A 12,432-nucleotide genomic window follows, 5' to 3' on the forward strand; every position below is an offset into this window, starting at 1 on the left:
AAATGAGCAATAGCGAAAAGACAAATGAATTAATTTATACTTTAAATGATATTATGGCTGAACGGTTTGGCCGTTATGCCAAATATATTATTCAAGATCGTGCTTTACCAGATGTTCGCGATGGTTTAAAACCAGTTCAACGACGCATTTTATTTGCGATGAATGAATTACGGTTAACTTTTAATAGTAGTTATAAAAAATCAGCTCGTATTGTTGGAGAAGTAATCGGGAAATATCACCCCCATGGTGATACGTCTGTTTATGATGCGATGGTGCGATTATCACAAAATTGAAAAGTACGTTATCCGTTAATTGACATGCATGGTAATAATGGTTCAATTGATGGTGATCCTGCCGCAGCAATGCGTTATACTGAAACTCGATTAAGTGAAATTTCATCATTTTTACTACAAGACCTTGATAAAAAAACAGTTGCTTTTGCTCCTAATTTTGATGATTCTGAACAAGAACCAGTTGTCTTACCTGCTTTATTTCCAAATTTATTAGTTAATGGTTCTACTGGAATTGCTGCTGGGTATGCGACAAATATTCCACCACATAATTTACATGAAATCATTGATGCAACAATTCATTTTATTAAAAAACCAAAAAGTAAAATCACTGAATTAATAAAATATATTAAAGGACCAGATTTTCCAACCGGTGGTATTATTCAAGGAAAAAATGGGATTTTAGAAGCCTATCAAACTGGAAAAGGAAAAATTATTATTCGAAGTAAAATTAAACATGAGAATAATGCCTTAGTTATTAGTGAAATTCCATATGAAGTTGTTAAACAAGATTTAGTTAAAAAAATTGATGATATTAAATACAATGAACCAGGGTTAAATATTAAAGAAGTTCGTGATGAAACTGATCGTGAAGGATTACGCATTGTTGTGGAACTAGGAAAACAAGCTAATGTTGAAGTTATTCGTAAATTTTTATTGAAAAATACTAATCTACAAGTTTCATATAATTTTAATATTGTTGGAATTGCCAAAAAGCAGCCATTACAATTAGGATTGAAAGAAATCTTAACTTACTATGTTGAACATCAACAAGAAGTTGTTACTAATCGTTCACAATTTGAATTAGCCCGTGCGGAAAAACGGTTGGAAATTGTGGCCGGATTAATTAAAACAATTAGTATTTTAGATGAAGTTATTGCTACAATTCGCCATTCAAAAGACCGTACTGATGCAATCAATAATTTAGTTGCTAAATTTGCCTTTAGTAAAGTGCAAGCAGAAGCGATTGTCCAACTACGTTTGTACCGTTTAACTTCAACAGATATTTTGCAATTAGAAGCAGAACAAAAAGAATTAATTGCCACAATTGCTAATTTAAAAGCAATTTTAAGTGATATTAATAAATTAAACCATGTTATTATTCAACAATTAGAATTAATTCGAAAAAGATTTCATAGCCCCCGTCGTAGTATTATTGAAGATGAAATTGAAACAATTGAAATTGAAAAGACAGAAACAATTATTGAAAAAGATTTAAATATTTGAATTTCTCGTGATGGTTATTTAAAAGCATTAGAAAATAACCAACTTGTTAAATTATCAACAGAAGAATTTAAACGTAAACCAGGTGATTTATGAATTGCTGATTTTCAAGCTAATAGTTTAGATAAAATTTTATTAATTACTTCAAAAGGAAATTATGTAATTATTCCTGTTTATAAAATTAAATCAGTTCGGATTAAAGACATTGGAGAGCATGTTAATACTATCTCAGAATTACCTGGCGAAGAAAAAATTATTAGTGCCTTTTTACTAAATGACTTTAATAAGCCAGAACAATATATTATGTTAGCAACCAAAAATGGAATGATCAAGAAAACAGCTGTAAAAGATTTTGAAGCAACGCGAATTAGTAGAGCTATTAAAGCAATTAATTTAAAAGGTGATGATGAAGTTGTTGCTAGTCAATTAGTTGATAAACATTCATATCTGGTTGTGACTACAGCAAATGGTTTTATTGTTAAATATAAGGCAAAAGAAATTCCAACGTTAGGATTACGAACAGCTGGTGTTAAGTCAATTAATTTACGAGATGATATTGTTGTTGGTGCTGGCTATTGTAAAGAAGATAATCTTGTTTTAATTACAAATCTTAATGCAGGTAAAAAAATTACGGTAAAAGAATTACCATTATCAACCCGACCAGTTAAAGGGACAAGAATGTTTAAAGTCAATAAAAAGACAACTGAACTGGTAAAATGGATTTTTCTGGCAAAACCGAATGATACTTTACATATGTTAAACCAACAAGATGAAATCATATTATTTAATACAGATAAATTAATGGTTCACAAGTTAGAACGAACAACTGATCCATTAGGTTTTGAAAATATTGTTGATATTGTGATTCCACAATATTATAATTTAAAAATAATCCATTCTAAAAAAATGGGGGATCATCATAGTGAAAAACCAACCAAAAGTCATCATTTTCACCATGAACATAAAAAGCAACAACATAATGTTAAAACAGTTGATAACATAGGGAATAAAGCAGTTAATTCAGCAGTTAATAAATCAGCGCCTGCTCAAAAAAGTAAAGAAAAAAGTAAAACTCTTAATGATAGTAATAGCGATGATGAAAGTCACCTCGTAGTTGAAACAAATCTCGTTTTAGCACCAGTCACTGTAGCAAAAGAACTAGTTCTTGAAGAAATAGGATCTTCTGAAGCTAAAAATGATTCAATAATAAATGATATTCAAGAGAAACAAACAGACCCAGTTTCTAAATTAGAAAATAACAAACCAATGCAAAAGAAGAAAGCTACTAAGCAAAACCCAACAAAGAAAAAACCAATGCAAAAAAAGCCAGAAGTAAAACAAACAGCAAAAGAACCGTCTAAGGTTATTAACCAAATAGAACCAATTCTTGCTGAAGAACAATCATCATCTTTTCTGTTAAAAACTTTTGGCAAAGTTAAAACAACAGTTGATATTTTACTTGAGAAAAAAGAGTTAGCTAAAGCACAAATGACATTGCAAAAACAGCAGAAAGAAGAACAAAACAGTCAAGCAAAAGAAGACAAGTTAGTTCAAAATGAGACTCAACAAATAAAACCAAATCTTGGTAAGGTAATTACAACTGTTGAAACTTTAATTAAGATGTAAATTGTAAATCCAAGTGCAACAAATCTATTAACTTAATAATATCATAAACAATTTAAAAAACAAAAAATTTTACTCCCTCGCAGCCTTCGGTTTTGGTAAACCAAATTTCGAAAGGGGGCAAAATTATGACAAAAAAAATAATCAAAACACTTCGCATTGCAATGATTATTATCAATATTATATTACTTTTCTTATAAATGTCAATTGTTTAACGAGAGAACTACGTTCTCTCTATTTTTTTGTCAAATTTTACCTAGTCCCTTTCAAAATTTTACCAAAACCTACGCACTGCTCGTTTCATCATTAAACTTTCTAATCTTTAGTTAAAAAATTGAAGAAATACAGTTTTTGCAGAATTTCAATTAAGACATGGCCGTGGTTTCTCGTTTATTATGTTAACTATTTCATCATAATATTGCTGTGAATAAGTATCTAAGTCAATTCCCTTAGGAAATCAATGTCTTAAATCACGATTAATACGTTCAACAATAGCTTTTTGTGTTGGTGTTCCTGAATTACAAAAGTAAAGATTAGAATTAGTTATTTTTTCTATTTCTTTTCACTCACTAAATTCTTTACCTTGATCAGTTATTATTCCTTTAATACATTTTTTCAATAATCGATTTTTGAAAATATCTTTTAAGGTTTTAACAACTTCACTAGCTGTTTGTTCTTTTAATTTTTTACAAATCGTAAATTTAGTAACTTCTTCTGTTAACGTTAAACAAGCTGATTTATGATCTGCTCCAACTATACAATCCATTTGAAATCAACCAAATTCATTTTTACTATGCTTAGCTTCTACAATAGTTTTATAATTAGATAATTTTCCACGATTATCTAATGCTTTTTTTATTTTTCTTCGTTTACCGTGAAAATATAAATGTTTCTTGTTCAAATTAAACAATCCTAAATAAATATATTTATATAAAGTTTTAAAACAAATCGGAAACTTAATTCCAAATTTATGTTTATATTCATAACAAATAATTTCTGGTGATCAACGAAATTTATTATACTTTTCATCTAACCAAATTAATTGTTCATACGAAAATTTAATATGTTTAACTGACTTTTTACGGTTTTTAAGATACTTTTTGTGAGCTTTAATAGGATTATATTCTTCATTATAAAACCGATTAATTTCACGTAAAATAGTACTTCGATGTTTATCCATTGCCTTTGCTATTTTAGCCAAATTTGGTTTACCATTTTTCTTTTGAAACAATCTTGATACTAATAATTGACTTAATATAACACGCTCATCAACACTGAAATGTTTATAACTCATTATTTAATACCTTTCTAAAATTTTTGTTATAATGATTATATATTTAACAAAGAAAGGAACAAATATATGAAAAAAATATTAAGTATTTTAGGAGCAATAAGTTTAACAACCATTACTACTTCAAATTTAATATCATGTTCACAAAATAACACAAATAATAATGATAATAATATACCAAAACCACCTTATAATCCAGAATTACCACCAGAAAATAGCAGTTGAAAATTAATTCTACCATCTGAATTTATTAATGAATTTCAAAAGCCAAATAATAAATGATATATTGGAATTTTTCCAAAAATGTGATCACTAGGGCAACCAGTAAAACCATATAAAGTTTTTAAAGCTAATAATAATGGTAAAGATATTAATGTTTATGGTCGTTTTGGTGATGGTATTTATACTTCAAATGATATTATTTATCGTTGAGATAATAATAATGAGCCTATTAAACCTGATATTAATTCTGATACAGGACAAATTACCAATTGAAAAGGATAAAAAGGAACTTTATAGTTCCTTTTTATATTAAACGTACAAATTTCATAAAAATAATTAATAAGAATATATTTGTTATTGTACTATACAATGCTGGACTAAATTTTCACACTTCAAATGTTTGATTAAAAAAACTATATATTGTTTGAAAAATGCGACCAACACCACTTGCTAATTCATTTACTTGTTTTACACCAGGAATATTATTTACAATTCATATTGCAGCATTTCGCATGTGACAAGCTAAATTATATCAACTACAACTTTCATACTGTGCTTGTCATCATTGTCCATCAGGGAACAAGCCACCATTATTTATCTCTTGTCAATTATAAATTCCAAAATTAAAATCATAATATCGATACATATCATTTTCTTTTTGAGCTAATAACTCAAAGACATTATAACCAATTTTTTGTTCTTCAATTTTTTTATATTTTAAACCATATTTATCTTTTAAAGTACCATCAAAAATATAGCCTTCATTCTGATTAATATTATAATCACTTGAAACTGAAAAATCATAATTAAAAATGTTACCGTGCTTCGTAGTATAAAAACGATTTTTAAATGCTGAATATAATTTAATATCTAATTGTTTATATTTATCAGAAAAATAAAAATAACGTGGATAAATTTTAAAACCATTATTAGCTAATAAACCATATTTTTTATTATAACCTTGAACATAAGTATTATTTTCTAGATCAAAAATTGTCCGCAAATAATCCTTATAAAAGTTTTGTGAAACAGTAAACATACTATTCAATATTTTTTCAAATTGATTTTTATTAGTATTATTTTCATTAATTAAAACATTTCTGAAATTAACTAATTTTAAACCAAAAAAGTTAATTAAAACAGTATCATATTCTAAATTATCAATATAACCACTTTCAATAAAATTACTACGATTTTGGAATACTGGTACTAAAGCATGTGCAAAAAAAGCTTTTAAAAATTTATTAATCTCAATTTGACCTTTCATCTGTTCAAAAATTACTTTATTAGTATTTGGAGTACTACCCGGATAATAATTATAAGTTTCAGCATTAAAATTAAATGTATCTTCTTTTTCTTTCATAAAAGAAAATAAAAAACCTAAATCATCAGTATATCGATAACTATTATAATCATATCCATTTCAATATTGTTTTAAATGAGTTAATTCTAAACTCCCAGCTATAATATTTTTACGTTCATCAATCGTTAAAATCATTCGATAAATTGATTTTCTAGTTATAGTATTATTATTAATTTTATCTAAATTATTAATAATTTCAAAATCAAAAATAATTCTTTGACTACCCAATCTTGGATCATCATAATCTGGATTACCACCTTGTTGTACTCTAATATTTTCTTGCACAATTACATTAATATATTTTAGCAAAAAAGAACGTACACTTTCCCAATATTCAGTATACCATTTAAACTGTCCTGTATCAGAATTAATATCAGGTTTAATAGGCTCATTATTATTATCTCAACGATAAATAATATCATTTGAAGTATAAATACCATCACCAAAACGACCATAAACATTAATATCTTTACCATTATTATTAGCTTTAAAAACTTTATATGGTTTTACTGGTTGCCCCAGTGATCACATTTTTGGAAAAATTCCAATATATCATTTATTATTTGGCTTTTGAAATTCATTAACAAATTCAGATGACTTAATTAATGTTAAATACATAAAATTTAATTGAATTTGTTGTAAATTACCAACACTTTTTTCTAACTTATTTATAATCTCAACAGTATTAAAATACTTAGCAAAAGAATAAGAAAAATTAGTTAACTCTTTTAAAAATTGTTTTTTATCAATGTCATAAAATTTATCAATATTATATTGTTTAGCATAAGTATCTCAATTCTTATATAAATCCATAAATTCATCACTTGGCTTGTCAAACGAAACCCCGGTTGAATAACTATCCTTTAAAAAGTCTAAATATCACTTATCATTATAAGTTAATGTTCGTGATGTTTTTAAAGTCGGATTAATAAAATAATTTGTTTCTGATCAATTCTCAAAAAAGGTACTTCGTAAAAACATTGTATTAATAAAATCTGTTTCATTCATTCCTGTTGCTTGTTGCTTAACAGTATAATTTTGCTGATTTAATGGTTTAAACGCTGTTAAAGTAATAAAAGGAATTACTAGACTTAAAAAAACCTAAAATAACTATTAGAGATAAAGATAACACTTTTTTCATACTAAACTACTCCTAACTATATAACGTTTTTGACACAATAAACCCAACAATATATAAACTTGATATTGTCAACATTAAGGGATGACTAAATAAAATTGCCATTTTACCAAACAATGAAAGTAACCAGGTATCTGAATTATACAAATCCATAATTATATTTTTTGCTGACGTCAATTGGTTTATAATAACCGTAATAAAACCTGTCCCAAAAATAGCGATTGCTGCAACTAATAAAACTAATTTAATCATTATTTATTAATTCTTTTAAATGCAGCTTCACGAGTTTTAGCTTGCTTAGCTAAATTTGATAGCTGTTGTTTATTACGATTACTTTTAAACTGTTTACGTTCTTTAAAATGTTTTTGTAAACCTTGTTTAGTATCAGAAACACCACGAGCAGTTGCAGAATAAACATTTGAAACACTAGTTTGAACAGTTGAACCTAAATCATTATATTGTGTCGAAGTACCATGTATAGCATAAATTGATAATTTCACAACCATAAAAATATAATAAAATAAGCAATAGTAGTATTTGTCATTGGTAATTTAGTATTCCAAATTACATCAAAAATAAACAAAAATATATCAAAAATAAATGCAAAAATCTTATCCCAATTACTATTTTCAGCTAACATATTAACCATTTTTATCACTTCCTTTTTCTTTTTTAGGTTTTAAATTCTTTTTAAGAATATCAATATCTAATAACTCTAAACGTTCTTTTATTGTTAAATCTTTAAGTTGGGTTCAATAATACTCTTTAGTAACAGGAACATCATCATTTTTTAAATCACGAACAAATGATAATCATTTACTTTCATATTTTTGGGCGATTTCTAATGGGATAATTATTTTAAAAAACCGAATTCCTAATCCAACATCAGATCTATGTTTTGCACGTTTACCTTCCGCTGTACGTTTGACAGATTCTGTTTTTCAAATTTCATAATCAGTAATATCTTGAAAAATACCAATTCGCATAATAAAGAATCTATTAAAAAAATTAATTCCTTTTTTAGTAATAGGTTTTTTAAGGGAAATAGGAATAATAATTCCACTAGCTAATTGACGGATATTATTTCAAAGCATACCTTCGCGTTGTGCAGTAAATAAAGCACGATGTCCAAAATGTCTTGCCAACACAATTCAAGGAATTTTGCCACGGTGAGTTACTTTTTCATCATGCGGGCTTGTCCCATCAATATACAAAAAACTCTCATCAAACAAAATTAAACTGTCATCAGGGGGAACTGCTTTTGTTCGATCAGTAAAGTCTAAATTTTTAAATGTTAAAACTTTAACTTTATCATCTTCTAATGGATAATTACTATAAATCTTATCTGTTAATAATTTCATTGTTTCTGATAAATAAGTTAAAAGTAATGTTTTTCCAGTTCCTAATTTACCAATAATAACTGACAACGGGTTATCTCAAACAAAATTTACTAAACGAAAAGCATTTAACTGATAAAAAATATTTTTTCATAATCACCAAATAAAATAAAGACATTGCAAAACAAATAATAATCAAAATATTAAACCAGTATAATTTAATGAAACAATTCAAATTAGCAGATCAATTAAACTAAATAAAACCATTGAACCACTAATATAACAATAATTTTTTAAGAAAAATATAAACTTTTTCATTTTACCTCCAATAGTTATTTATAATTAAACTAGTATTATTATGGTTTTCTCTCCCCACAAATCAAAAAGGAGAGTGAATAAAATATTTTTAGTATTTTTTTATGAATACTACGGGCATTTACACCAATAATGCCCTATATATTATTATTTTTAGGTTCTAATCCTTTTGGAAAAGAATTATTCATATTAGATAAAATAATATGATTATTCAATACAATAGAAATTAATGACCTAACATTTATTTGATTTATTATTATTTCAGTTTTAATAGGAGCAGGAATAATAATCAAAAGAATAATATCAATATTTATATAAAAGTTTGTGGGGAGAGAAAACCATAATAACAACAAAATTTAATTACTTAAGACAACTAACTATTTTGAAAACCATTCACAACAAAAACCAAGTTAAAAATAAAATAACAATTCAAACACCAACCATAAGAGTTAAATATTCATTTTGAGTTAAATTTCAAGTTGTAATTTCTTCAACTTTAGATTTATCTATAAACAAAAAGACATGAACAAAAACTCTTTTAATTTTTCTCAATCTTTTGCCATATTTAAAAACTTAAAATTTTTTGAATAACTTTAAAAAAGTACCAAAAATAAAATTATAAATAATACAAACGACAAAACATATAAAAATCCTGGAGCATTTGAACCAATAATATAACTTACAAACTGTACTCAATAATCATATAAACTCATCTTAATTTAAGTCTTCTCAATCATTAAATAATTCTTGTTCTTGTTCAACACTTCAGTTTGTTAAATTATCATTATTATTCTTTATTTTTATTTTTTTAGGTTCATCAGGATAAAGAGCTTTTTTCATACGGGCAAAATAATTTTGTTTATATTGATCGTACAAATTTATCAATTCTGTTCCAGTTAAATATTTTCAAATATATCGTTTCAAATTTTCATCATATTTAAAAATAGGATAAGAATTATCATAAATCAAACCAATAGCTACTTGATTAGAATGTGCTTTACTAGGATAAATAAACCTATTACTCAACCAAAAACCAATATGTCGATTATGATTAGGCAAATTTATAAAGGAAGCTTTTTCTGTTGTAAAAACAATAAACTCTTTTAGAATAAAATAATTTGCTACATTAATATTTTTATAAAAATTCACACAATCACCTTACTTTCACACATATAATTCATTTTTACTAGTATTAATACCTGCAAATCATTTACTTTCAATTATTTTACGAAAAGATTGAAAACCATTAAAATTTATAAATCATTCAATATCAATAGTCTTAATAATATTAAAAGGAGTAGGCGACTTATTATAATTTGGTTTCTGATACATTATTCAAATCAACTCGCTTTCGATTGCACTGCATAGAACAAACGTTTAACTTAAAATATAAACGACCAACAAATTTCCTATTTAAAATAGAGTAACAAATTTGACATTTCCTTTTAATAAAAAATATTCAAATTCCTAACATAATTTAACACCACCCTTATTAATACAATCTAAACTAGGACACAAAATCATACGACAAACAAAATTTTTATTTCTTTTGCCTTTTTCAACTTCCAATTTGCAAATATCACAACTATATTCTTGACACTCACACATAATTAATCTAACTCCTTAAAATTTGTAACAATTAGTTCTTGGCCAAGTTTTGGTTTTCTATTATGGCAATTACTAGAGCTATATACTCACTCAAATTCAGAAATATTAAATTCTTTAAACAACTCTTTAATGAATTCAGAATTATCAATACTTAAAATTCACTTTCCTTTAATCTTTAATATATTTTCTTTAAACTCTTGAAAATCAATTTTTGAATGCTTATATGGTTTTCCCTTATTGTAATAATATGGTGGGTCTAAATACCAAATAATATTTTCGTCATTACCATATTTATTAATAATATCTTTATAGTCTGAATTGAAAAATTTAATATCATATTTAGGATTAACCAATAGCTTTCTAACATTTTCAACCCTTTTTAATTTATTAATATTAAAATTTTGTTGTAATCTTTTATTTGTCCAAGTTCCTCATTCTTTACCATTGAAAGTTAAAGCATTTTTCATTAGAAACTTTTCTCCTTCATTTAAACAATAATCATCTAGCATTTTTTCTTTCATTTCATTAATACTTTTTGAATTAGGATATGCTAGTTTTTCCAAATAGTCTAATTCAATAAAATGGATTCCTTGTTGTCAAAAATAAATTAAATCACTGTATAAATCATTGAAAATTACTTTTGTACATAACTGTTGATCTAACACATTTAAACCAACTGAAGCACCGCCACAAAATAGATCAATAAATATATTAAATTTACCCGGCAAAAATGATTTAATTTTATCAAAATGCTTTGCCTTTCCACCAGGTCAAGATAATGGGCTAATAAATTTCATAAGTTATTTAATCTTACTTTCCATTTCTTGCACAATATACTGATAAAAACTCATTTCTTTTCGAATAATATTAATCGATTCATGATGAATTTTATATTGATCTAATTGAATTAAAGTAGCTTGCATAGTTTTAATTTTCATTTTAATTTCATCTAACAAATCTTGCATAACTATTCCTCCAAACTTTCATATTTTGTGTTGTCTTTTAACATTCAATGTATTTTAGTACAAGCACCACAAGATTCTAAAAGTTCAAAATCACTTTTCTTTAATTGTTTTTCATCTTTCTTATATAATTCATCAGTATAAATTGCGTTATCATACTTTAATTTTTCAATTTCTTTATCTTTTTCATCAAGTTTATTTTCATAAAAACTCTTTACTTTTTCTAAAATTTGTTCACGATCATTTTTAGAAAATACTTCATCTGCTTTGTATCCACTTAATTGTTCCTGATATTCTTTCAACATTTCATAAGTTGCCTTCAAAACATCTGGTGCCATATTATTAGGTCACTTTGTAAAATCTTGACCACAAACTGAAATTATTTGCTCGATACTATCTATAATTTTTTTCATAAAAATACTCCTTAAATTACTGTAATAACCAATGTTGTATTAATGTAACTTAGTATTGTTAAATAAACAATGTTAATAAACAATGTAATAAAAAACAAAAATACAAAATTGGCACACTGAAAAATACTATTAAACAAGTTAATAGTTAATATAAAATTAAATAATCACATAACAAAGCTAGTGTGCCTTAGCTAATGTACATGATCAAGAAAAAATACTAGAATCCTTTAACCATAACTCTAAAGAAATTCAAAATCTTAACAATAACAAAAATGGCAAATGGAATTAAAATAATTCAAGCATCACCAAGAAATGCCATTAACTGTGGTAAAACCGCATAAACAGCTTCTTTAACTTTCATCATAGCTTGTCCAATACCACTTCACATAGAACCCATTCCATCAGAAATAGTAGGTGTATCTACTGCTAAAAAATTAATTGCTGTTGTTAAATAAATTCCCAACATTATTTTTTATCCTCCTTACTTTCAATTTCTTTCTTTTCTTTATTTTTTCCTCGAATTTGGCGAACTTTCTGATAAATTGACAAACCAATTCAAGCAAAAATACCTAGTAAAATAAGAATACTAAATATTCATGTTAACCATACTGGCATAACTTAACTCCTCCTAAAAATTAACCCCGCG

Annotated in this window: 13 protein-coding genes and 2 pseudogenes; 2 read left to right on the forward strand and 13 right to left on the reverse strand. The window is 25.9% G+C overall.

From position 1 onward, the window contains the following. The first annotated feature begins 2 nt into the window (after positions 1-2). Positions 3-3,140: a DNA topoisomerase IV subunit A gene (gene parC / locus E7Y35_RS01050; protein WP_283272502.1), complete on the forward strand. Its 3,138-nt coding sequence runs from the start codon at positions 3-5 to the stop codon at positions 3,138-3,140. A 319-nt stretch (positions 3,141-3,459) separates the two neighbouring features. On the opposite strand, the gene E7Y35_RS01055 is transcribed toward parC, so the two are convergent. After that, on the reverse strand, positions 3,460-4,431 hold the full coding sequence (locus tag E7Y35_RS01055; protein ID WP_283272503.1) for an IS30 family transposase: 972 nt from the start codon (positions 4,429-4,431) through the stop codon (positions 3,460-3,462). Positions 4,432-4,497: 66 nt separating this feature from the next. On the opposite strand from E7Y35_RS01055, the gene E7Y35_RS01060 reads away from it, so the two are divergent. After that, the gene (locus tag E7Y35_RS01060; RefSeq protein ID WP_283272504.1) at positions 4,498-4,932 is read left to right on the forward strand and encodes a lipoprotein; all 435 of its coding nucleotides are present in this window, start codon (positions 4,498-4,500) and stop codon (positions 4,930-4,932) included. Between the two features lie 22 nt (positions 4,933-4,954). Here the strand turns inward: E7Y35_RS01060 and E7Y35_RS01065 are convergent, their stop codons facing one another. The 12 genes and pseudogenes from E7Y35_RS01065 to E7Y35_RS01120 all read right to left on the reverse strand — a co-directional run bounded on the left by E7Y35_RS01065 (position 4,955) and on the right by E7Y35_RS01120 (position 12,401). Continuing rightward, entirely contained in the window at positions 4,955-7,021 is a 2,067-nt protein-coding gene (locus tag E7Y35_RS01065) for a spiroplasma phage ORF1-like family protein (protein ID WP_502957507.1), read from the reverse strand. Between the two features lie 145 nt (positions 7,022-7,166). Then, positions 7,167-7,403, reverse strand: a complete 237-nt coding sequence (locus tag E7Y35_RS01070) for a hypothetical protein (protein WP_283272505.1) — start codon at positions 7,401-7,403, stop codon at positions 7,167-7,169. After that, a pseudogene (locus E7Y35_RS01075) lies at positions 7,403-7,800 on the reverse strand (hypothetical protein). The gene E7Y35_RS01070 and the pseudogene E7Y35_RS01075 overlap by 1 nt, the downstream one beginning before the upstream one ends. After that, on the reverse strand, positions 7,793-8,806 hold the full coding sequence (locus tag E7Y35_RS01080) for a hypothetical protein (protein WP_283272506.1): 1,014 nt from the start codon (positions 8,804-8,806) through the stop codon (positions 7,793-7,795). The pseudogene E7Y35_RS01075 and the gene E7Y35_RS01080 overlap by 8 nt, the downstream one beginning before the upstream one ends. A 357-nt stretch (positions 8,807-9,163) precedes the next feature. Further along, positions 9,164-9,366 (reverse strand): annotated as a pseudogene (locus E7Y35_RS01085) (DUF2649 family protein). Positions 9,367-9,517: 151 nt separating this feature from the next. After that, positions 9,518-9,952, reverse strand: a complete 435-nt coding sequence (locus tag E7Y35_RS01090; protein WP_283272508.1) for a DUF3627 domain-containing protein — start codon at positions 9,950-9,952, stop codon at positions 9,518-9,520. Between the two features lie 9 nt (positions 9,953-9,961). Further along, positions 9,962-10,135 carry a hypothetical protein gene (locus E7Y35_RS01095; protein WP_283272509.1) on the reverse strand — a complete coding sequence of 58 codons (174 nt, stop codon included), beginning with the start codon at positions 10,133-10,135 and terminating at the stop codon, positions 9,962-9,964. A gap of 278 nt (positions 10,136-10,413) precedes the next feature. Continuing rightward, positions 10,414-11,208, reverse strand: coding sequence for a DNA adenine methylase (locus tag E7Y35_RS01100; RefSeq protein ID WP_283272510.1), 795 nt, complete (start codon positions 11,206-11,208; stop codon positions 10,414-10,416). 3 nt (positions 11,209-11,211) lie between these two features. Then, positions 11,212-11,376, reverse strand: a complete 165-nt coding sequence (locus E7Y35_RS01105; RefSeq protein ID WP_283272511.1) for a hypothetical protein — start codon at positions 11,374-11,376, stop codon at positions 11,212-11,214. Positions 11,377-11,378: 2 nt separating this feature from the next. After that, positions 11,379-11,786: a hypothetical protein gene (locus tag E7Y35_RS01110; protein WP_283272512.1), complete on the reverse strand. Its 408-nt coding sequence runs from the start codon at positions 11,784-11,786 to the stop codon at positions 11,379-11,381. A 217-nt stretch (positions 11,787-12,003) separates the two neighbouring features. Then, complete coding sequence (locus E7Y35_RS01115) at positions 12,004-12,252, reverse strand: hypothetical protein (protein ID WP_283272513.1); 249 nt, start codon at positions 12,250-12,252, stop codon at positions 12,004-12,006. Continuing rightward, positions 12,252-12,401 carry a hypothetical protein gene (locus E7Y35_RS01120; protein ID WP_283272514.1) on the reverse strand — a complete coding sequence of 50 codons (150 nt, stop codon included), beginning with the start codon at positions 12,399-12,401 and terminating at the stop codon, positions 12,252-12,254. The genes E7Y35_RS01115 and E7Y35_RS01120 overlap by 1 nt, the downstream gene beginning before the upstream one ends. Positions 12,402-12,432 lie beyond the last annotated feature (31 nt).

The sequence above is a fragment of the Spiroplasma sp. SV19 genome (assembly GCF_030060925.1).
GTDB lineage: Bacteria > Bacillota_I > Bacilli_A > Mycoplasmatales > Mycoplasmataceae > Spiroplasma.